This is a genomic window from Acidobacteriota bacterium (assembly GCA_040752675.1).
Taxonomy (GTDB): Bacteria; Acidobacteriota; Polarisedimenticolia; order JBFMGF01; family JBFMGF01; genus JBFMGF01.
In genome coordinates this window covers 1-21966 of record JBFMGF010000025.1, presented here as the reverse complement: position 1 = coordinate 21966, position 21966 = coordinate 1, and the positions used below count along the sequence as shown (strand labels likewise).

Annotated in this window: 25 protein-coding genes and 1 pseudogene; 7 read left to right on the top strand and 19 right to left on the bottom strand. The window is 50.1% G+C overall.

Features of this window, described 5'->3' with window-relative positions; all coding sequences use genetic code 11:
- Positions 1-16: 16 nt before the first annotated feature.
- Positions 17-250, top strand: a pseudogene (locus tag AB1756_02610) (transposase).
- Here the strand turns inward: AB1756_02610 and AB1756_02605 are convergent.
- From AB1756_02605 to AB1756_02530, 16 genes are all read right to left on the bottom strand, one after another.
- Positions 245-961, bottom strand: coding sequence for a hypothetical protein (locus tag AB1756_02605; protein MEW5806230.1), 717 nt, complete (start codon positions 959-961; stop codon positions 245-247). The pseudogene AB1756_02610 and the gene AB1756_02605 overlap by 6 nt on opposite strands.
- Before the next feature lie 59 nt (positions 962-1020).
- Positions 1021-1845: a DUF116 domain-containing protein gene (locus AB1756_02600; GenBank protein ID MEW5806229.1), complete on the bottom strand. Its 825-nt coding sequence runs from the start codon at positions 1843-1845 to the stop codon at positions 1021-1023.
- A 65-nt stretch (positions 1846-1910) separates the two neighbouring features.
- Complete coding sequence (thiC, locus tag AB1756_02595) at positions 1911-3197, bottom strand: phosphomethylpyrimidine synthase ThiC (GenBank protein MEW5806228.1); 1287 nt, start codon at positions 3195-3197, stop codon at positions 1911-1913.
- Positions 3198-3211: 14 nt separating this feature from the next.
- Positions 3212-4786, bottom strand: coding sequence for a ribonuclease Y (rny, locus tag AB1756_02590; GenBank protein MEW5806227.1), 1575 nt, complete (start codon positions 4784-4786; stop codon positions 3212-3214).
- Positions 4787-4819: 33 nt separating this feature from the next.
- Positions 4820-5626 (bottom strand): radical SAM protein, encoded by an 807-nt coding sequence (locus AB1756_02585; protein MEW5806226.1) that lies wholly within the window; start codon positions 5624-5626, stop codon positions 4820-4822.
- Positions 5619-6491, bottom strand: a complete 873-nt coding sequence (gene ispH / locus AB1756_02580; GenBank protein MEW5806225.1) for a 4-hydroxy-3-methylbut-2-enyl diphosphate reductase — start codon at positions 6489-6491, stop codon at positions 5619-5621. Before ispH ends, AB1756_02585 begins: the two co-directional genes overlap by 8 nt.
- Positions 6492-6495: 4 nt before the next feature.
- Positions 6496-7128 carry an MBL fold metallo-hydrolase gene (locus AB1756_02575; GenBank protein ID MEW5806224.1) on the bottom strand — a complete coding sequence of 211 codons (633 nt, stop codon included), beginning with the start codon at positions 7126-7128 and terminating at the stop codon, positions 6496-6498.
- A 55-nt stretch (positions 7129-7183) separates the two neighbouring features.
- Positions 7184-8611, bottom strand: a complete 1428-nt coding sequence (locus AB1756_02570; GenBank protein ID MEW5806223.1) for an aldehyde dehydrogenase family protein — start codon at positions 8609-8611, stop codon at positions 7184-7186.
- A gap of 27 nt (positions 8612-8638) precedes the next feature.
- Entirely contained in the window at positions 8639-8869 is a 231-nt protein-coding gene (locus AB1756_02565; protein ID MEW5806222.1) for a cytochrome b5 domain-containing protein, read from the bottom strand.
- 4 nt (positions 8870-8873) lie between these two features.
- The gene (locus AB1756_02560) at positions 8874-9284 is read right to left on the bottom strand and encodes a molybdenum cofactor biosynthesis protein MoaE (GenBank protein ID MEW5806221.1); all 411 of its coding nucleotides are present in this window, start codon (positions 9282-9284) and stop codon (positions 8874-8876) included.
- A 1-nt stretch (position 9285) separates the two neighbouring features.
- The gene (moaD, locus tag AB1756_02555) at positions 9286-9528 is read right to left on the bottom strand and encodes a molybdopterin converting factor subunit 1 (protein ID MEW5806220.1); all 243 of its coding nucleotides are present in this window, start codon (positions 9526-9528) and stop codon (positions 9286-9288) included.
- Between the two features lie 17 nt (positions 9529-9545).
- Positions 9546-10535, bottom strand: coding sequence for a bifunctional oligoribonuclease/PAP phosphatase NrnA (locus tag AB1756_02550; protein MEW5806219.1), 990 nt, complete (start codon positions 10533-10535; stop codon positions 9546-9548).
- 142 nt (positions 10536-10677) lie between these two features.
- Positions 10678-10971, bottom strand: coding sequence for a 4Fe-4S dicluster domain-containing protein (locus AB1756_02545; protein ID MEW5806218.1), 294 nt, complete (start codon positions 10969-10971; stop codon positions 10678-10680).
- Between the two features lie 100 nt (positions 10972-11071).
- Positions 11072-13936: an anaerobic glycerol-3-phosphate dehydrogenase subunit C gene (locus AB1756_02540; protein MEW5806217.1), complete on the bottom strand. Its 2865-nt coding sequence runs from the start codon at positions 13934-13936 to the stop codon at positions 11072-11074.
- Positions 13937-13957: 21 nt separating this feature from the next.
- Positions 13958-14806: a hypothetical protein gene (locus tag AB1756_02535; protein MEW5806216.1), complete on the bottom strand. Its 849-nt coding sequence runs from the start codon at positions 14804-14806 to the stop codon at positions 13958-13960.
- A gap of 111 nt (positions 14807-14917) precedes the next feature.
- Complete coding sequence (locus AB1756_02530; GenBank protein ID MEW5806215.1) at positions 14918-15916, bottom strand: Lrp/AsnC family transcriptional regulator; 999 nt, start codon at positions 15914-15916, stop codon at positions 14918-14920.
- A 237-nt stretch (positions 15917-16153) separates the two neighbouring features.
- Here AB1756_02530 and sdhC (AB1756_02525) point away from each other — a divergent pair, with 237 nt between their 5' ends.
- From sdhC (AB1756_02525) to iscX, 5 genes are all read left to right on the top strand, one after another.
- The gene (gene sdhC, locus AB1756_02525; GenBank protein MEW5806214.1) at positions 16154-16525 is read left to right on the top strand and encodes a succinate dehydrogenase, cytochrome b556 subunit; all 372 of its coding nucleotides are present in this window, start codon (positions 16154-16156) and stop codon (positions 16523-16525) included.
- A gap of 13 nt (positions 16526-16538) precedes the next feature.
- Entirely contained in the window at positions 16539-16934 is a 396-nt protein-coding gene (sdhC, locus tag AB1756_02520) for a succinate dehydrogenase, cytochrome b556 subunit (GenBank protein MEW5806213.1), read from the top strand.
- A gap of 78 nt (positions 16935-17012) precedes the next feature.
- Positions 17013-18710, top strand: coding sequence for an FAD-binding protein (locus AB1756_02515; protein MEW5806212.1), 1698 nt, complete (start codon positions 17013-17015; stop codon positions 18708-18710).
- Entirely contained in the window at positions 18710-19435 is a 726-nt protein-coding gene (locus tag AB1756_02510; GenBank protein MEW5806211.1) for a succinate dehydrogenase iron-sulfur subunit, read from the top strand. Before AB1756_02515 ends, AB1756_02510 begins: the two co-directional genes overlap by 1 nt.
- A 58-nt stretch (positions 19436-19493) precedes the next feature.
- The gene (iscX, locus tag AB1756_02505) at positions 19494-19697 is read left to right on the top strand and encodes a Fe-S cluster assembly protein IscX (GenBank protein ID MEW5806210.1); all 204 of its coding nucleotides are present in this window, start codon (positions 19494-19496) and stop codon (positions 19695-19697) included.
- A gap of 61 nt (positions 19698-19758) precedes the next feature.
- Here the strand turns inward: iscX and moaA are convergent, their stop codons facing one another.
- Both moaA and AB1756_02495 read right to left on the bottom strand, forming a co-directional pair.
- Positions 19759-20739, bottom strand: a complete 981-nt coding sequence (moaA, locus tag AB1756_02500; GenBank protein MEW5806209.1) for a GTP 3',8-cyclase MoaA — start codon at positions 20737-20739, stop codon at positions 19759-19761.
- Entirely contained in the window at positions 20714-20890 is a 177-nt protein-coding gene (locus tag AB1756_02495) for a hypothetical protein (protein MEW5806208.1), read from the bottom strand. Before AB1756_02495 ends, moaA begins: the two co-directional genes overlap by 26 nt.
- A 355-nt stretch (positions 20891-21245) precedes the next feature.
- Between AB1756_02495 and AB1756_02490 the strand changes: the two genes are divergently transcribed.
- The gene (locus AB1756_02490; GenBank protein ID MEW5806207.1) at positions 21246-21407 is read left to right on the top strand and encodes a hypothetical protein; all 162 of its coding nucleotides are present in this window, start codon (positions 21246-21248) and stop codon (positions 21405-21407) included.
- Between the two features lie 14 nt (positions 21408-21421).
- Here AB1756_02490 and AB1756_02485 read toward each other — a convergent pair whose 3' ends face one another.
- Positions 21422-21643 carry a hypothetical protein gene (locus AB1756_02485; GenBank protein MEW5806206.1) on the bottom strand — a complete coding sequence of 74 codons (222 nt, stop codon included), beginning with the start codon at positions 21641-21643 and terminating at the stop codon, positions 21422-21424.
- Positions 21644-21966 lie beyond the last annotated feature (323 nt).

Here is a 21966-nt window from a genome sequence, read left to right as displayed (position 1 = left end):
GGATGTAAGTGACGAGTTCTGGGAGAAAGTGGAGGTGTTGCTTCCGAAGCAAAAGGCAAGAAAGAAGAAAGCAGGTCGGCCGCCGGCGAACAGGCGGAAGCTTCTGAACGGCATGCTGTATCTGCTTCGCACAGGTTGTCAGTGGAAGATGATCCCGAAGGAATACTATGCAGGATCTACCACGCATCGGTACTTTCAGAAATGGGTTCAGGCCAATCTGCGAATCCATTATTGCACTGGCGATTTATAATTCGAGGAAGAGGAAGACGATACCCATAAAGGTGATAAGGATGCCGCTCAGGATCTCACCGTATTTTGAAAAGAACTTCATCTCGATCTTCATGGCCCACTTCAATCCGAGGACCGTTAAGCCCATCATCATTAGAAACGTGGAGACGGAGTATAAGACGATTACCGTGCTGACGATGACAGGACCATAAGAAGCGGCGGCAAAGAGAATGGGGAAGATGATGATGCACGGGTTGAGCCCGATGATCATGGCCAGATAGAGGTCGCTTTTTTCCAGCTCTCCGGTGATCAGTGCATAGTCCTTATGCCAGTGAAGCGTATCCCTTCCAGGGTGAGGAGCATCGGGGGCTTCCCGATGGTGCTTACGGACATGAACCATCTCCCCTCCAATGTGAAAATGTCCGCCCTTTCTGAATGCCCAGTATGCATAGATAGCTCCAAACAGGATCAGGAGTATTCCTGAGATCTTTTCGAGTGTCTCTCCTGCCGCCATGGAAGTTCCGAGACCGATGACCATCCCGAGAAGCCCGAGCAGGAGCGATAGAAAGATGTGGAGGCATGCGGAGAGACCGCTGATGAAGATGGTCCTCCTAATCGACCAGTTCCTGGCTCTTCCGATCAGGACGAAGGGGAGCCAGTGATCAGGGATGAGTGTATGGAAGACGGCCGTGGACAGAGCAGAAAATATAAGGATTAATGATGCCGTGTTCATCTTTACATTAAAAGAAACCGATCTCTATTGACTATTATGACCGGAACGACCTGGAACTATTAGCGGCCCTGCAGAGACAGATCGGACTTCCTGTTAAGAAGCGACATAAGGGTCCTCTCAAAGAGTTCAACATCGATGAATGTATTTTTGCATGGACCTTCGGGCCTTTTGTTCTCGATGCCGATGACAGGGATCTTCGGCGTCGTATCTTCGATGCCACTCACGAGGTCTCTCTCACAGGCAATCCCGATGATGGCCACCGGCTTCATCTCCTTGATGATCTTCCTCGCCACATCTCCCCCCGAAGCAATGAAGGCCTTGCAGTTATACTTCGCGCAGATTTCCTGGACCTTCTTCCTTACATCCTTTTCCAGACACCTCGGAAGGAGGATCAGAAGGTTCTCACCTCTGCTTATCCTGCAGATGAATTTCTGTAGTGCATTACTCACCTTGATGAAGGAGTTGCCCATTCTGTCCCTGGAGATCCCGAGTTTCTCTCCAAGTCTAGCGGAGATGCGAAAGAATAAGTTGATGAGGTAGGATTTCCTTACGAACCACAGGAGAAAGTTCCGTCCCATGATAACAGTCATGACAGTCAGAACCAACCATATCATAATAAGACCGAAGAAAGCGATGAGAGCGGTGAGTGCAGCCTTCGGAAGCCATTCGGCAAGCTGATAGAGTCGCGGATAAATTAGATAGAGAAAGAGGAATGATCCGATGAGCAGGAGGAAATAGATGCCGAAGGTAAAGATGAGGAAAGTCCTCTTTCCCTCATCGATCATCCCGTTATAGTTGGAGAGGTTCCCTTCCCACTCGAGCCACTCATCGCCGAGCCTCCTGTCATTGACTCCATCTTCCCCTGTATTCTTCGCCTCCTTCATCTATATCACCCATTCATGAGGATTTCGCTTGTTGTCCATTCCATATTTTAATTGCCAATGAGATCTTATCTAGTCTTCTTCTCGGAGATGTTGGAAATGTGGATGGAGCAGAAAGTCCCACACATGGAGCAGAACTCCTTGGCATAGGCTTCACTTTCCATCTTCATCTTCCTGGCTTTTTCCGGATCGAGGGCAAGACGGAACATCCCTTCCCAATCGAGAAGTTTTCTCCTCCTGGACATCTCGTCATCCCTCTCCCTAGCTCCCTTGATCCCCTTGACTATGTCTGCAGCATGCGCCGCTATCTTGGAAGCGATGATTCCCTCCCGCGCATCTTCGACCGTCGGCAGCCTCAGATGTTCCGCTGGAGTCAGATAGCACAGGAAATCCGCACCTGCAGCCGCAGCGATTGCGCCTCCGATCGCTCCTGCGATATGGTCGTAACCAGGCGCGATGTCCAGGGGAAGCGGTCCCAGAACATAGAATGGCGCACCCTTACAGACCCTCTTCTGCATGACGACGTTAGCTTCGATCTGATCGAGTGGGACATGCCCCGGCCCTTCCACCATGACCTGGATCCCCTTCTCCCAGGCTCTCTCGCAAAGCTCGCCGAGCGTCACGAGCTCGTCGATCTGTGATGCATCGCTGGCATCTGATATGGCACCCGGTCTCAATCCATCGCCGAGGCTAAGGGTCACGTCGTATTTCTTTGCAATCTCAAGAAGGCGATCAAACTCTTCATAGAGCGGATTCTCACAATTTCTATTCTTCATCCATGCCGACAGGATGGATCCCCCACGGCTCACGATCCCGGCTATCCTCTTCTTGCGTTCCAGATGAGCGATAGTCCTTCTCGTGACGCCACAGTGCACCGTGATGAAATCGACTCCATCGGCTGCATGCTTTTCGATCGTGCGAAAGAGCCGATCCGACGTAAGCTCATAGATCGTATTCCCTTCATTTAAGAGTTGCATAACGGTGTCATAGATCGGAACGCTGCCGAAAAGCACCGGACAACGGGATAGGAGTTCTCTTCTGATCCTGTCCAGATCCCCGCCTGTACTCAGGTCCATGACGCTGTCTGCGCCGAGTTCCACCGCAATCTCGAGTTTCTTTATCTCTTCATCCAGAGATATATGTTCCTGCGACGTTCCGAGGTTGACGTTGATCTTGGTCCTTAACCCCTCCCCAATCCCGATGGCATGGAACTGATGATTTTTATTCCCGGGGAGAACAACCCTTCCGGTCGCAATCCTCTCCCTGAGAAGTTCGGCATCCACTATTTCAGATCTCGCAACTTCGCGCATCTCGGGTGTTATGATCCCCGCTCTGGCCTTATCAAGCTGTGTCATCGTTTCTCCACTCGCTATTTTGCATAATCTACGGCTCTCATCTCCCGGATGACGGTCACCTTGACCTTCCCTGGGTAGTCCATCTCTTGCTGGATCTTCTGTGCGATATCGGAAGCCAGGAGAGCCACATGAGCGTCATCCACCTTGTCACTCTTAGCAATTACCCGGATTTCACGTCCAGCCTGGATGGCATAGGATTGTTCCACTCCCTCGAGGGAGTTAGCAAGGGACTCGATCTTTTCGATCCTCTTGATGTATTCGGCAACACTCTTTCTTCTGGCTCCAGGCCTCGCTCCGGAGAGTGTATCGGCTGCAGAGACAAGGACGGAGATTGGAGAGATGACTTCCACGTCTTCATGATGGGAAGCAATGGCATTGACGACAACCTCTGGTTCTCCAAACTTCTGGGCCAGCTCTTCTCCGATCTCAGGATGCGTTCCCTCCCGCTCGTAGTCGATGGCCTTTCCGACATCATGGAGGAGACCAGCGCGCTTTGCCATTCTGACGTCGAGTCCCAGCTCTGATGCCATCATTCCGGTCAGCAATGACACTTCCTTTGAGTGCTCCAGGACGTTCTGACCATAGCTGCTCCTGAACTTCAACCGTCCCAGATAATTGATGAGCTCGGGATTGATACCCTTTACGTTGAGTTCCTTGACTGTCTCCTCCCCGGCCACTCTGATCTGTTCTTCGACCTTTCTCTTCATCTTCTCTGCGATCTCTTCGATCTTTCTGGGATGGATGTTTCCATCTTTGAGGAGCTTCTCAAGAGTGCTCCTCGCGATTTCCCTCTTGATGGGATTGAAGGCGGAAAGAATCGCCACTCCCGGAGTCTCATCGAGGATGAGCTGGACGCCTGTCGCCTTTTCAAAGGCTTTGATATTCTTTCCCTCGTGGCCGATGATCCTGCCCCTTACGTTGCTATTCGCAGGAAGGGTGAACGACGTAACCGTTTTTTCAGTGACGCAGTCGGTGGCCAGTCTTTCAACCGCCAGGGCGATTATCTTCATCGCCTCTGCATCGGCGGCCCTCTGCGCCTCGTCCTTGATCTCCTTGATCATCTGTACCGCTTCGAATCGAGTCTCCGCCTTCAGATTCGTCAGGAGCTGCCTCTTTGCCTCGTCACGAGTTAATCCAGAGAGCCGCTCCAATCTAACGTTGATCTCCTTCAGCAGCCTGTTCATCTGCTCGTCCTTCTGTTTCAGCTCGTCCATGGAAGCCCGGAGTCGATTCTCCTTTTCCTTGAATAATTCATCCCTCTTCTTGAGCGACGCCTCCATCTCCTTGAGATTACTGCTCCAGTTCTTGAGGTCTCGCTCGAATTTCTGGAGGGAGCCCATCTTGTTCTTCAGCTCCTGCTCCATTCTGTTCTTCGTGTGAAACCACTCCTCCTTTGCCGTCAGGATGGCAGACCTCTTCTGCTTCTCTGCTTCTCTCTTGGCCTCTCTCAGGATCTCATCCGCCTTCTTCCTGCTCTCTCCCAGACTTTTCTTTCCCAACCTGTTATTCAATATCCAGGAAATGAAAAAGGATGCTGCAGCCCCCACGACCGCAACCACCCATGGTAAGATCAACCATATATTTTTCATCACTTGCTCCCTAAATCATGAATGTCATCCACTTCAATAAACTCCCGAGGGGGTGCCTGTTTCCGCCGTTAGTCGCCTTGCAATCTCCTCGAGCTCTTCTCTCTCCACGATCTCGATCCCTCTGTCTGCAGGAACCCGGTCGATACTGTAAACTTGAACGAACTTCGGCCTGACGAGCCTCACTGCTTCTATCCATTCCATAACTGAATCGTCATCAGAGTTCGATGCGGACCCCTTGATGAATAGAGACTGCAGAATGCAATCCTTCAATTCTTTCAAACCTGTTATGATCTCCTGCAACGTCATCCTGTCCACAGGATCATTCACTCGCCTGAGCAATTCCTCGGTTCCCACATCCAGCTTCATAATCCTTTCATCGAGCCTGTTGAGCCCTTCCCTGATTTTCGGGAATATGGCCAGCGTGGAGTTCGAAAGAATAGCCGTCTTCGCCCCGGGATAATACTCGTCTCGCAGTTCTTTAACCGCATCCACAAGCCTGGGGAATTCCGGATAGAGGGTGGGCTCACCATTCCCGGCAAAGGTGATGAAATCCAGTTTTATTCCGGATTCCTTCAGGTTCTTAAGTTTCGTGCTGAGAGAAAACTTCAGGGTCTCAATGTCCGGGAAGCCATTCTTTGCCTTCCCATCCGAAAATATCCCGGCAGTAGTGAAGCCATACTGGCAATAGATGCAATTAAAGGAACAGATCTTCTTCCCGAGCGGAAAGGGATTGATCCCCAGAGAATTCCCCAGACGCCTCGAATCGATTGGACCATAAACGTATCTGCTCTGCAGTGGTATGAGACCATTACGTCTTACTGAATTCCCTCTCTTACCCATCGTTTCTTTTCGCCCCTCTCCCCCTGCCGATCTCATTCAGTCTATCGATGACCTCCTGGAGGATGAAGTCCGGGGTAGAAGCTCCAGCAGTCACACCAACGTTCTCGATTCCGTCCAACCAGGCCTCCTTGATCTCGTCTGCTGTCTCGATATAGTACGTAACCGCTCCCACCTCACGGCAGATATCATACAATCTTCTTGTATTGCCGCTGTGTTTACCACCAACTACGATCATCGAGTCCATTCTCTGGGCAAGCTCCCTTGCGGAGAACTGCCTGTGGAAGGTCGCATCACAGATCGTGTTGTAGATTCTGACATTCGCCGTCTTCATGGAAAGGATCCCGATGATCCTTCCCACTTTCTCCGATTCCTGGGTAGTCTGAATGACAATCCCGAGCTTCTCCGTATCCACGCTCAGCTTTCTCGCCTCATCCTCATCCTCGACGATATCTGCCCCACCTCCAGAATGAGCCTTGATGCCAATGACCTCCGGATGGTTTCTCTCACCGATGATGATCAGGTGATAACCCTCATCGACCAGTTGCTTAGCGTAGTCCTGCGCTTTCTTGACGAAGGGACATGTGGCGTCAACAACTTCCAGCCCTCTGGCCCTGGCATCTTCAAGCACCTGTGGAGGGACTCCATGGGTCCGTATGATAACTGTGCCAGACATGATATCATCAAGCGTTTCCACGGTCTCGACACCCTGATTCTTATTCAAGGCCTCAACGGCCTGTCGGTTATGAATGATTGGGCCAAGGGTGTGAATCTTCCCTCTTCTGGCAGCAGCCGTCATCCTCACCATCTTGAAAGCTCTTTCGACCCCGTAGCAGTACCCTGAATATTTTGCTACTTCTATCTTCACCGCTTCACGAGAGAAATGGGTTGAATTTTTTCTCCTCTCCAATGGTAGTAGACGGGCCATGCCCCGGATGAACGATTGTCTCTTCTGGAAGAGCAAAGAGCTTGCACTTGATGGAGGAGATCAACTCGTTGAAAGATCCTCCGGGGAGGTCTGTTCTGCCAACGGAACCTGCAAAGAGCGTATCCCCGGCTATCAGCTTCCCCTCGAAATAGAAGCAGACTCCACCAGGAGTATGACCCGGCGTATGGATCACCTTCAGGGTCATTCCATCAATAATGATGTCATCCCCGTCTTTAAGTTCAATGTCCGGCGGAGGAGAGTTGCTTGCCCTGACCCCGAAGAAGTATCCCTGCTCTTTCAACGTCGACAAGAAGCCCTTATCCAGTGGGTGTACCAGAAGTTTGGCTTTTGTGTTCTTCAGAAAGTGATCATTGCAGGCAGCATGGTCAACGTGACAATGTGTATTGATGACGTAGAGGAGTTCAATCTCTTCCTTCTTTATAGTGTCGAGAAGGAATTCGCTCTCTATCCCGGGATCGAATATAGCCCCTGCCCTGCCGCTGTTACCGGTAAGGAGGTAAACGTTCCCCTCGAAAGGCCCCGTCGCGAAGCACCTGAGAGTGTATTTGCCGTTCATAAATCAATCAAAAGTATTTTATAATCTATAATTTATTATGTCAATTTTAGGGAGCTTAGATGTTCATGTTGAGGACGAGAATCCTCATCTCTGTCATATCCTCGATGGCGAACCTCGGCCCTTCCTTTCCGATCCCCGAATTCTTAACGCCTCCATAAGGCATGTGGTCGGCTCTATAAGTGGGAACATCGTTTGTAACAACTCCTCCGACCTCGATCTCTTCGAAAGCCTTGATAATGGATCCGATATCTCTTGTGAAGATACCAGCCTGAAGACCATAGATTGAATCATTCACCCGGGCGATGGCATCATCTATTCTCCTGTACCTGTCGACAATAACAAGTGGAGCAAAGACCTCCCTGCAGCATACCTTCATGTCGGGCTTTGTGTCGGAGAGGACCGTAGGATAATAGATTGCTCCCCGCCTTTTTCCCCCTGTCAGGATCCTGGCTCCACCGGAAACAGCTTCCCTGACCCAGCTCTCGATCCTGATGGCTTCCTCCTCCGATATCATAGGACCGACATGAGTCTTCTCATCGAGGGGATCGCCGACCTGAAGTCTGGAGACCTGATCGACCAATCCGGTTACGAATCGCTCATAGATTTCTTCATGAATGTAGATCCTCTGAACCGATATGCAGGACTGTCCTGCATAGAAGAATCCTCCCTGGACGCATCTCGAAATGGCGTAATCTGTCTGGGCATCATTGTGGACAATCACGCCGGCATTTCCGCCGAGTTCCAGGACAACCTTTTTCTTCCCTGATCTCTCCTTAATACCCCATCCAACGTCAGGAGAACCGGTGAATGTCACGAGTCTGAAGCTGTCATGGGTCACAAGAATATCCGCATCCTTTCCTGAAACTGGAAGAACGCTGATCGCCCTGGAAGGATAACCCGCCTCAAGGACCAATTCTGCAATGATCAGGGAACAGAGAGGAGTTTTCGAAGCAGGTTTGATGACGACAGGACAACCGCAGGCCACGGCAGGAGCAACCTTGTGCGCCACGAGATTGAAGGGGAAATTGAAGGGAGTTATGGCAAGAACGGGGCCTATGGGGAACCTTTTCGTCATGGCAAACCTCTTTTCCGAAGCCTTCTCCCAGTCAAGAGGGATGACTTCTCCTGCGATCCTCCTGGCCTCCTCGGAAGCCGCGCTGAAGGTAGCGATCCCCCGTTCAATCTCAACCCTTGCCTGGCTGATCGGCTTGCCGGCTTCGAGGGAGAGGACTCTTGCAATCTCTTCTTTTCTCTCCAATATCATGGAGGCCACTTTCTGGCATATCCGTGAGCGAAAGTAGGATGGAAGGTCCCTCGTCTCCTTGAAGGAGAGCGCAGCCCCTTCGATGGCAAGGCTGATATCTTCCTCTCCCGGGATGTAAGTGCAGGCTAAGGCCTCTCCATTGAAAGGATTTTTCACCTGAAGTTTCCTGTCAGACTCCCGCCACTCACCTGCTACAAGAAAGGGATACTCTTTTTTCATAGGATGATCCGTGAAAAGATTAAAAGTTTACCTGATGAGGGTTCCGACGATGGGAAACTCTGAAAAGACATCATCGCCGTGAGGAGCATCCGCCATGGCCTCGGTGAGATCGGAGCCAGCATAATGCTCGAAGTGCATCGCATCGGCGAACAGGGGAGATTCCGTGACATCGTAAATATTACCCCTGTAAGCTATGTAGCATCTGCTGCCTCCCGTTCCATCAAATTTCTCCAGTTCCTTTTCCGTTAGCTTCAGCATGATGTCACGCTTTGCTTCCTATCCATGCTTCTCCGTCAGCATAGTATTCTTTCTTCCATATAGGAACTTCTCTTTTGATCCGCTCAATGGCGAACCAGCACCCCTTGAAGGCATCTTCCCTGTGCTCGGCGGATATGGCAATCACGATGGCGACCTCCCCGATCTCGCATTTTCCCCTCCTGTGAACGATAGCCACGTTCGAGACCTTCCATCGCTTCCTGATCTCATTCCCGATGCTTTCCATTTCTCTTTCAGCCATGGAATCATAGGCATCATACTCAAGATATCTGACCTCTCTTCCCCGGCTCTTATCCCTGACCGTTCCGATAAATGTGATGCATGCTCCACTCTCCTTCCCACGGACAAGAGCGGTGATCTCTTCGGGATTGATCTTCCCTTTGACCATCCGGTACATCTCATCCTCCGCTGACCGGGGGAAAGAAGGCTATGGTATCGCCGTCCTTCACGATCGTGTCTTCCATAGCAAACTCTTCATTGATAGCCATGAGCACATGTTCGCTCAGGATGGGAAGGGAGTATCTCTTCTTGAGCTCTTCCCATATCTCCCGGGCGGTCGTTCCCTCTTCAATCTCCTCTATCAATTCTGATTTCCCCGCTTTCTCCCTGAAGGAGGCGAAAAGGAGAATCTTCACCTTCATCTTCAACAAAGCTCCTCCTATGAGGAGAAGGCTTTCCTCAACCGGGCCAGGATCTTCCTCTTAGCTTCTTCAAGCCCTTCATTCATGACGATCCCTGAAGCGTTTTTGTGTCCTCCGCCACCGAACTCCGAGGCAAGAAGGTTGACGTCAACATCCCCCTTGGACCGCAGGGAAACTTTCGACCGACCGTCGGCAAGTTCCTTGAAGAGGACGGCAACCTTCACCCTATCGATGGTGAGGATCGGATTCAGGATGTCAGACGTGTCGATGTGATGGGCGCTGCACCGGTCGATCATCTCCCTCGTGATATCGATGTGGGCGATTTTCCCTTCATCCTCCCGCGTTACGTTCTCGAAGGCGCATCCCATAAGCCTGATGTATTCTAGAGGTATCCTCTCATAGACCTCCTGATAGACTTTCTGGGGGTTCACCCCGATCCGGACGAGATGAGAAACAATCTCGTGCGTCCTGGCATTCGTGATGGAGAACCGAAAATGCCCCGTATCGGTGATGATGGCTGCGTAGAGAGATTGAGCGATGTCAAGAGGTATTGGTTGCCCCATCCCGATGAGGAGATCGTAGATGATCTCACCTGTGGCGCAGGCATCATCGATTATGATGTTGAAGTCCCAGACAGGATTACTTTCCGGATGATGATCGATGCAGATCTTTAATGCTCTGCTTCCGAGGAGATAGTCTTTCATGGCGGCAAAGCGCCCAGGCGTCGAGTTGTCTATCAGGAAGATAACATCGGCGCTTTCGAAAAGAGAACCATGAAGTTCAGGATCAAATACCTCGATCGAGCAATCTCCGCAGAGGAATTGATAAGCCTCCGGAAGCGGTTCCTGATTCAGCAAGTGTACGATTTTACCCTTTGATTTCAGAAACTTGCACAGCGCGATTTCCGACCCAATCGCATCTCCATCCGCATTGAGATGCACCGTTAGCAGGAATCTACTATTCCTTGAAACGAGATCCTGGAACTTCTTGATGATCTCCTCTTTCATCAACGCTCCTTTTCTTCGATTCCTTTCATAACATTCTTGTAGATCTCTGCATCATCGGTCGCGACACTCCAAGTCCTATTTGCTTTCTCCTTCAGCTCCTTTGACATCTTTTTTTCCATGAGAGGCGACTCTTAAATTTTCATTATCCCCAGTTGAAACAGACACCGAACCCACCTCTCGGATATTTCCACTCGATGTTGTCGAACTCCCAGCAGACCACCCGGCATGTACCGCATTCCAGGCAGCCCTCATAGGAGAGGACCACTTTATCCTCTTCCTGCGTGTAACATTTCGCCGGACAGCAGTAAGTACATTGCTTCATTGTGCATTTCTGGATGCATATGGATGGTTCCTTGATCTTCAAATGAGCCGTTTCATCGACTTTATACTTGTTCCATCCGAGTTTTTCCTCTATATCGATGAGCTTCTTCTCCATTTTTCGCCTGATTTAATAGATGATGTTGAATTTAAGCACTATATCATAGCACCTTGACACTATTTTTACATCTCTTTTTAAAAATCCAGATTCTTAGGGTTCAATCCGCATCGAAAGATTTATAAGATTGGGCGAGAATAGAGACAGGATGGATGACTTGCTTCGAAGTGCAGTTTTTGATCTGGATGTTGCAGGTGCCGCATCCTGTTGCCACTGTCCCGGCATGGGAACCATTAATGCTTTCGAAGAGCGGCTTCCCGATCTCGACGGAAAGCTTCCTGTATTCCGATTTCATTCCGAATGTCCCCGCCATACCGCAGCAGGAATCCTCTATCTCTTCAATCTCCAGAGCGGGGATCATTTTGAGCATTCTGATAGTTTCCCCTCCCATACCCCGTGACTTCAGATGACAGGGGTTGTGATAGACGATCCTGCCGCTAACCTTCCCGAAATTTTTGTTGAGCTTTCCCCTGCTCTCAAGCATGATTAGAAGCTCATGGATTTCAAAGCAGTTTTCAGCAACGTTTATTGCCTTTTCGGTGCGAAGCATCCTCGGATAATCTTCGACGATGACCATCCCACAGGAAGGGGCGCTATAGACGATGATGTATCCGGCATCAATGAGCTCCGACAGGACCTCGATATTATACTGCGCATCGGGAATGACCGATTCGATCTCTCCATTGGATATCTTCGCAATGCCACAGCAAGCCTGCGGCGGAAGCAGAACATCAAAACCATTCCTTATCAAGACTTCGATCGTTCCCCATCCTTCTCCATCTGGGTCGTTGAAGTTAGCATAGCATCCGTAGTAGTAGGCTGCCTTCCTGCTTCCCCCCGATGGGCAGAAAACACCCTTCTCCCTTTCTATAGTCCGCCTGGAAAATCTGGGAAGTTCCAGGGATGCTGAGATTCCGGTCAAAGCCTCACTCATCTTCATCAGCAACCGGGACTCGATGACCCGATTCGAAATTTCAGGAAATGTGCTACCCAATCGCGAGAGCAGACAGGACCTGTTCAACAAGAATGTGGAACGTTTGTATCCTTTCCTCTGCGAGTAAAACTCCTTGGCCAGGAATGCGATCTCCGGGATCCTGATCTTCGTCGGACATTCAGAATGGCAGATCCGGCAATTGAAGCATAGGTCGATCATTTCCTTCAACTCGCTATCGAGAAGCGAGATGGAATCTACTCTGTTGGAAATACACGCACGAATGAGGTTTGCTTTAGCTCTTGCAGTCGCTCTTTCATCACCAGTAGCTGCAAAGACGGGGCAGTACTGCCGGCAGGTCCCGCAACCGTGGCACTTCTCGACCTCGATGGCCCACTCGTCCTCATCGAAGATCGATCCCGCCTTGATCCGCGAGTAGCTCTTTCCGTACCGGAGGTTATCCGTGATGCGGTATCCTGGATTCCCTACCTTTATGCCAGGGTTGAAGAGGCCTTCAGGATCGAAGAGCTTCTTGATCTCCTCAAAGGTTCCGTATAACGGCCCGAACATCTTCGGAAGGTAGGGGGTGCGGAGCCTCCCATCGCCATGCTCTCCGGTCAGGCTTCCCCTCAGGGATAGGACAAGCTCGGATGCTTCATCGGCGATCCTTTCGAGCTTGTCGATGTCTCCTGGATCCTTCTGATTGAGGAGAGGATTGACGTGGATATTTGAATCTCCCGCATGTCCGAAGATTGCCACCTCGAATCCATGCGCCGAGATGATTCTCCTCATCCCGTTGATGAAAACCGGAAGTCTTTCAGGAAGGAGAGATGAATCTTCCACGAATCTTGTGTTCCTCTTAACACCCTCCTTGCTGCTCAGTATGGGAGAGGCTGACTTCCTGTAGCTCCACAGCCTCTCCTGTTCTTTATTCTCGAGAGCCTTCCTGTACTCGATGGCGAGCCGTTTCTTCAGGAGCGATGCGCCGATGGCATCGATTCTTGATTCGACTTCTCGCGCGTCATTGCCGTCGACATCCAGGATAATGATGGCTTTGCAATCACCGGGAAGAGTCTCGCGCATTTCGGGTACTTCCTCGCGGATCAATCGCACGAACGTTTGATCCATGATCTCCAGGCAGCTCGGAGAGAAATTCAGAATCTCGACGACAGCTTCTCCTGCTTTTTCAAGATTGTCGAAAAGGGCAAGAGCCGTTCCCCTCTTCACCGGAATCGGCATGATCTTGAGGATCGCCTCTGTGACTAGGCAGAGGGTCCCCTCCGATCCGACGAAGAGTTTTGCGAGATCGATGCCGCCATCGTCAACGGAATCAAAGATGTTATATCCGCTGGAGTTCCGGTTGGCCTGCGGTTTCCATGCCTCTATGATCCGCTCCTTTCCCTTCAAGATACCGGCGAACCGTCTTGCAAGACCGAGATGAGCATTGCCGGAGAAGCTCTGCTCATCAATGGCCTTCCAGCTCAATTTCTCCGTTCCGATGAAATCTCCTGTTCCCACAATCCCTCTTATCGAAACGATGTTATCCTTGACAGGACCATAGGCTATGGAGTGGGACCCTCCCGCGTTGTTTCCGATCATCCCGCCGATGGTGCAGAAGGATCCGCTGGATGGATCCGGGGGAAAGAATCGCCCATGGCTCTTTAAAATTTTGTTGAGCTGGTCATAGACAAGTCCTGGCTGGACTCTCACAGTATTCTTCTCTGGATCAATAGCCAGGACTCGATTCATGTATTTAGAAAAATCGATGATGAGCCCATTGTTGACCGTCTGTCCCGCAACGCCTGACCCGGCGCCTCTGGCCGTCACCGGGATCCTGTTTTCTCTTGCGTAAGCAACGACTCTTGCCAGATCTTCTTCATCTCTCGGGAGGACGACCCCAAGCGGCATGATCTGGTAGATGCAGGCGGCAGTGGAATAGAGGATCCTGTGATGATTATCACAGTAAACTTCTCCGCGGATCATCTTCTTTAAATCTTGCTCTATCTTCTCACCCTCTATCATCTTCTTAAACATGATCCCCTAATCAGGTCTCCCTCAGAAAACAAGTTTCAGCATTCCCCCAGAAACGGAGATATCAAGCCTTGACGATACAGTCCGCATGTGGGCGTTGGAGAGGATCTTTCCAATGGCCAGGCCTGAGAAAGCTCCCAGAAAGACATCAGGAGCCCAGTGTTTATCGGCAGACATCCTCTGAAGGGAGACAAAGGCCGGAATGGAAAAAAGAAAAATCTTCCCGGCATGTTTGCCGATTTTCTTTCCCGTGCTGTCATTCCCCTTCGCTCTCAAGTACCGGTCGACCAGAGGAAAGATGAAAGAGGAAGAGAGCGCGACATCCAGCGAGACACCGTGTCCTCCTGTCTGAAAGAACTTCACATCATCGCCATCTTCCGGTCTTTCCGCAGCGATGAGGAATGAGCCCACACCTGTTGCCAGAGCGCTCATGGCAAACGATTCCATGAGAATCTGTGCTGTCTCAATATCGTAGTCGTTTCCCCTCATCTTCCCTGACGACAAAAAGAGTAGCGCAAGGGATGGAACAAAAGCTCCTCTAGCGGTAACTCTCACATCCTCGAAAAATCTCATCCTGGCATCCGTCCTGTTCCGCAAAGCGATCTCCCTGATATCTTCTCGTGCCATATAAAGAGTTGAGACGGCTCCTACAATAAGGAGAGTCTTTCCCCAATCCTTCTTCTCAAAGCGGGCAGGAGCCTGAAGAAGATAGCATATGTCATAGCCGAACCTCTTCATTCCGAACGGAGGAAGAGACTCTTGCTCATCCTGAACATCGTTTTCATCGATGAGCGATTCAGAAGCAGAGAGGGGATCGAGCGGGACAAAGACAAACAGAAGGATGCTCAGGAAAAGAAGACCACTCCGTAACATCCAAGATCTTCTCGTCACCATCGCCATCTCTTTTGCTGCCACAAATGTGAGTCATGCGCGAATGGGTTGATGTCCAAAGGCGCGTCACGATGCGGCAGCAGCTCCGGGAGATCAATCGTCCTCGAAATATATCACACGGACCTTTTTGAATTCTCTTATACTGAAGAGAAGCCGGTAGTCAGCGATTCCGGTCTCCGCAGATATCTTTTCCGCGATCTCTTTGCATTCATGTTCCGATCGGGCATGTATCATGGTGAAGAGGTTGTACGGCCAGTCAGGAGGACAAGGGGGGCGTTCATAACAATGAGAGACTGCCTTGAATCCTGCTGCCGTTCTTCCAAAGTATTCCACCTGATCCTTCGGAACGACCCAGGTGCCCATTCCGTTTGCTGCATAACCCGCTCGCCGATGATGAAGAACGGCAGCGAATCTCCTCATGATCCCTCGTTCTCTGAGATGGGCAGCGCTCTTTAAAAATTCATTGACATTCATCCCGCACCTCTTTGACATCTCCAGGAAGGGAGATGGGACAAGAGGTAGATCATCCTGAAGGACCCTGACAATGTTCTTCTCGGTATCGGAGACATGCTGTGATAGATCTTCTTTCAACTTCGCGTTTCCTGATACCATGGTCTCTCTTTCTTGTGCGGAGTCAGCATCTTCCTCCATGTCCAGCCGGACGCCGATCTTGAAGACGCGGATGGATGGAAGAAGAAGGATTTTTTTCCATCTTGCTTCTTCGCCCATTCTCCCGATCTCATCTTCGAAAGACCTTTCCGAGGGGAGCGTCAGCGTGAACCAGATGTTGAAGGGATGATCTCTCAGATAATTATGACTGACCCCCTTCCTTTCGTTGATCACTCTCGCCACTTCCTCCACATCCTTCTCATCCACAGAGGCGGCTACAAGGATACTTTTGTAGCCGAGCCTTCCCGAGTCGAAGATGGCGCTGATCTGTCTGATGATCCCTTCTCGTTTCAATCGCGCGATGCGCTGCAGACACTCTGTCTGGCCGATCCCTGCCTGTTCGCCGATCGTGTGAAAAGGGTATTCCACCAGAGGGAAACAATTCTGAATTTCGTTCAACAGATTTCTATCGACAGAATCCATTGTTTTCTCCCGACCTTGGTTGATTCTTCAGGCAGTCTTGAAATTCGAAGTTATCATATTGGAGACATTATCGCAATTACGCCATTCTATTTTCTCTTGATTTTAATCTCTGTTCTGGTACCATAGGCAATCTATTTTCCGGTATCATTCATTTTTTGGAAGATCATTGTGAAAGGATTCACCAATCCTTTTGGCTTGAGAAGAGAGATCATTCACTCATGGCATGAAGGAGGAGTTATGATTACAAGAGAGGGTCGAACGGGAATAGGGATGTGGCCCTGGCTTATCCAGCGGATCACAGGAGCGTTTCTCCTACTCTTTCTCGGAGTTCACTTCTTCATCACCCATTTCTCTGCAAAAGTCGTGAATAGCAAGATAGATTTTCAGACCGTGGCCGACCGATTTCGTGAGACGACATTCTGGCACAACTGGGACTGGCTGCTTCTGGCCTTTGCCCTGTTTCATGGAGTCAATGGCATCCGGGCCATCATCCTCGACTTCGGCGTGAAGCCTTTGACGGCCAGAGTCCTCTTCTGGTTGATGATGGTCATCTGCGTCGTCGTTTTCGTCTACGGCTTTACGGCTCTCACCGCATTTCGAGTGGCATAATCAGGAGGATCCCATGGCCAATCTCATCACAAGACTTCTCGATACTATGAATCGCAATAAGAATGTAGGAATGTTTTCATTCATTCTTCAGCGGATCACAGGAGTCCTTCTCACCCTTTATCTCTTTATCCACATCTTTGTCATCAGTTCCGCCAAGCGAGCCGGGGCAGAAGGATTCAACGCCATGATGGGAGCGGTCCAAACTCCATTCTTCCATTGGATGGAACTCCTCCTGTTCATCGGCATCGTTATCCATGCATTGAACGGGTTCCGGATCATTATCGTCGATGTGGGCGCGGAAGCACGAAGGCATAAAGCCTGGCTCTATGCCATGAGCGTCATCGCCATTATCATCATCGTCATGGGGATCTACCGGTTTCTGCCGAAACTCTTCGGCCATCACATCTGAGTCCATTGCATGGATATAATTGGTGTGGCGTTATACTCAGGAATTGAAGCATGCATATCGTAAAGTGAGGATGCAGAAATGAAATATCATCAAGTCATCGTCGTGGGCGGGGGGCTCGCTGGAATGCGCGCTGCCCTCGAAGCGGCCAAACTCTGTGATACAGCCGTCATCTCCAAGGTCCACCCCCTGAGGTCGCATTCCGTCTCCGCTCAGGGCGGGATCAATGCTCCGCTCGGTAACAACCCCGAAGGAAAGGACGATTCCGTTGAGAGACACTCATTCGACACCGTTAAGGGAAGCGACTTCCTCGCCGACCAGGACGCGGTGGATGTCTTCATCGGAAGCTCGGCAGATCGAGTCTACGAGATGGAACACTGGGGCGTGCCGTTCAGCCGGACGGAAGACGGTCGAATCGCCCAGAGACCCTTCGGCGGAGCCGGCTTCCCGAGGACCTGCTACTGCGCGGATACGACCGGGCATGTCATGCTCCACTGTATGTACGAGAGAGCGATCCGCCACGATATCAAATTCTATGAGGAATGGCAGGTCATCTGCCTGGTCAATGACGGAGGTGCCTGCCGGGGGGTCATCGCCATCAGCATAATCACGGGCGAACTTGAAGCTTTTATGGCCGACGCCGTCATCTTCGGGACAGGAGGCGCCGGAAGAACCTATGGAAAGTCAACCAATGCCATCATCAACACGGGAAGCGGAATGGCAGTGGCCTACTGGGCAGGTGTACCCCTCAAAGATATGGAATTCATCCAGTTTCATCCCACCTCCATAATCGGAACCAACATCCTGATGACGGAAGGAGCAAGAGGCGAAGGAGGTTATCTCGTCAACAACAGGGGTGAGAGGTTCATGAAGAACTACACACCCAAGTTCATGGAGCTTGCCCCAAGGGATATCGTCGCGCGCTCGATCCAGACGGAAATCAACGAGGGCAGAGGCTTCGAGAACCAACATGTCCATCTTGACCTCAGACATCTCGGTAAGGCCAAGATCATGGAGCGACTCCCCGGAATCAGGGATATCTGTCTGCACTTCCTGGGGATCGATCCGATCGACACGCCGATTCCAATCCAGCCTGCACAGCATTACACAATGGGCGGTATCGACTGTAACATCAACTGTGAAACGGTGCTGAAAGGGTTCTACGCGGCCGGCGAGTGCGCCTGCGTGAGCGTTCATGGCTCCAACAGACTCGGAGGCAACTCACTCCTCGAGACCATCGTCTTTGGAAAGATCGCAGGAGACTTCGCCAGCCGATATGCCAAAGGGCTATCGGCGACCGGGCAGGGCAAAGCCGCCATGAAAAAGGCTCTAAAGGAACAGGAAGAGAAGATCAACAGGCTTCTAGCGAGCACCGGCAGCGAGAATCCTGCAAAGATACGGGCCGAGCTGAAGAGCGTCATGTTTGAGAATGTCGGGATCTTCAGGGACACGAAGCCGATGCAGGAGGCCGTCGCCAAAGTCAGAGAGCTCAGAGAGCGATACAAGAAGATCTCGCTCGACTTCAAGGGGAGAAGATATAATCTTGACCTTTGCAGGAACCTCGAGCTCGAAGGAAAGATCGACCTGGCGGAAGCCATCGCAGCAGGTGCTCTTGCAAGGACGGAGAGCCGAGGTTCCCACTTTCACCTGGGTTATCCGAAGAGAGATGATGACAACTGGCTCAAGCACACAATGGCCACCCACACCAAGGATGGGCCCAAATTGTCTTACTCGACCGTCACGATCACAAAATACAAACCCGAGGAGAGGAAATACTGATGAAAGAGCACAGCGAAGTAACTTTCAGGATCTTGAGATTCGATCCCACGATGGATCATGCGCCAGCTTTCCAGGATTATAAGCTGGCGGTCAAGGGAGCGTTGACGGTTCTGGAGGGGCTTTTCGAAATCTTGGAAAATCAGGATGGTTCACTGGGGATGAGATATTCCTGCCGGAGCGCAGTATGCGGCTCCTGCGCCATGCACATCAATGGCGCTTACCGCCTTGCCTGTGAAACTCAAATCCGGCACCTGAACTCAAGGGTGATCACGATAAGACCACTGGCGCACCTTCCCATCATCAAAGATCTTGTCGTGGATATGGGACCGTTCTTTGAAAAGTACAAGAGGATCAAACCCTATCTGGAAGCCAGCACGAGCATCCCGGATAAGGAGTTCATCCAGAGCCCAAGAAAGAGGAAGAGGCTGAACGAGATCATCGATTGTATTCTCTGTGGCGCGTGTTATGCGTCATGCACTATGACGCTGACCGATCCGGAATATCTTGGACCAGCGGCTCTCATGAAAGCGAACCGTTTCGTCCAGGACAGCCGGGATGAGATCACGAGAGAACGGCTTGCCATCGTCAACGACGAGAACGGGGTCTGGCGCTGCCACACTATCTTCAATTGCCAGATTGCATGCCCCAAGAACCTGAACCCGACGCACTCCATCGCCCAGTTGAAGCAGAAGGTGATCATAAACAGGCTCACAGGCCGCCTCTAAGTATCTTTGACTTATTGCCATTCAATGAGAATCCAATCAACACATGGAGGAATCGTTCATGAAGCTTCTATGGGAGGATGCAGAGGAAATCGCAGAAAAGCTGATGGAGAGGTTCCCCGGCATAGATCCGCTAAGTATCCGCTTCACAGACCTTCACAGATGGGTCTGCGAAATCCCCGAATTTGGAGATGATCCGAATAAAGTCACGGAAGGAAAGCTTGAGGCGATCCAGATGGCCTGGTACGGGATGCAGAAGGAATGACAAGCCGCACTCTTATGCTTTCTTCAGCATCCACCATAAATATGAAGTCCTTGAAGCAGGATCAGCCGCCGATCTGCATCATGGAGAAATGATAGAGGGATGCCGTTTCTTGCAGAATCTCAGGAAGGAGAGTAAACCGCCTTACCTTATCAGAAATTTCCTCTTCCGTCTCCTTGCTTCGGAGGAGATGCCTCAGATCAAAACCGCCGGACGAGAAGAGACACCTTTTGAGGAACCCTTTCGAAGTAAGTCGCATCCTAGTGCAATCGAGACACTTTTTCCCGTCATTGGAATGGATGAAGCCGACCATGATTCCCAGATCCCTGGAAAAGAAATCCTGAGAAGGACCGGAGATTCCGGGACGCTGAGAAGGGATGAGATGGAATCTCTCTTTCAACCTATCTCTTATGACTGCAGCTTGCAGAAAATACCGGTCAACGAAGGAATCGTTCTCTCCCGTCCTCATCAATTCGATGAATCTCAAATCGCAACCCAGGTCGGAAGCTTTAAGGCAGAAACCCTCTACTTCATCATCGTTGACCCCTTTCATGAGGACGACATTAATCTTCAGCGGTGTGATGCGGAGGCGCAGAGCTTCTTCGATCCCGGAGAGCGAGTCCTCCAAACTAAAACCTCCGGTCAGCCTCCCGTATTTTTCATTATCGAGGCTGTCGAGGCTTACATTCACTCCATCGATACCTGCCTCTCTTAACGCTCCTGCCTGCTCCAATAGCAGGTGACCATTGGTCGTCAGATTTACGGACTCGATTCCTGACACTGACTTCAAGGCTCTGACCAGTGCATCGATATTCTTTCGAAGCAAAGGCTCACCCCCAGTCAGACGGACCTTCCTCACCCCGAGCCTGGAGAGTATCCGCGCTGCCGCCTTTATCTCCTCAAATGTGAGGATGTCGGCATGTTTCGAGAGTTTCCTGACTGCGGGAGCACAGTATGGGCACTGGAAATGGCACCTGTCCGTCACCGAGACCCTTAGATAATCTACTTTAGCCTTGGGTTTAAAACTTCTCTCTTCCGACACCATCGCCGTCACTATGAGTTCTCAGATGTTGGCTTCCTAAAATACCCCTGATGATCGAGCATGTCAATCTTTTTTTGTACCCGTCAACCTTAACGTCATCGATGAGTCCCTCTACAAGCGCATCGCCGATGGTTGAGGCATCTTCGTGCACCACAAAGCGGGGTTTTTATATCTAATCCAAACTTTTTATGGATTCTCTATCCGTTGATACCATATCTTTTTTTATGAGCTTTCCTTTTTCATCCATAACTGTTGAAACAAAATATCTTTTGGCAAATCAATTCCAATATACTTCATTATGTGCACCTTTCCGGGTATTAACCCCTAATTGCTTAATTTCTGGAAGGATAAGCCTATTTCTTTTGAGGTTCAATAGATTTTACACAAAGTTATTTATACCACCAGATTTCTATGAACTTTATACGGACGAAATGATTATCTATGCTATAGATAAAAACAAGGATCACATCATCGATTGCTGGCGGTTATATAAAAAGGATCATTTGTTCTTGTTTGAATTAAAGGATTCAAATTTTGATAGAAAAATAGATTCTTGGATTATTTCTATGGAGCCAATTGCAAACGGTAGATGCAAAAAGGCAATCGATCAAGATTTTGATGGTTCGATAGATGAAATCAAGGCAGATATTTATGTCAGAAAATATGAATAAAAAGACTGCAAGTTTCATAACGCTAAGACACTTTGCATAGTCCGATGCGTAATCCTATGATTCCGGGCACCGAATCCGAAGAAGGTGTCAATGGTTATTGTCACCATTGGCTTCACTTGCTTCTTATCGTTCGGTTCATCGGTCACTTCTGCTGCCACGATGATCTGGGCCTTTGCGTCGACTGCCACCTGAGCATTGTACCCCTGGATAAATCCCTTCGTTGTTGAATCCTTCATGATTCTGCTCTCTGGATCGGTAAAGTTCCTTTTCAAAGATTTCGATGTTGGAAACAGGGATGAAAATAATGATTATGAATATATGGTAACAGGCTTCGACATCGAGGGGAAAGAGCATAAATGCTCACCTGTAGTTGAGGTTGTATTTAATTGGTGCCATACTGTTTGCCCAGATTGCGAAGTAGATCCCCAATGCGATTGGCTTGGCTGAAGAAGAGAATAAATTTCAAATTACTGATAGAGTAATAGATTTGGAAAATGTAAAAAATAGCATAAAGAAAGAGTAGAAGAAAATGAAATATCGAAATCAAAGAAGAGATACA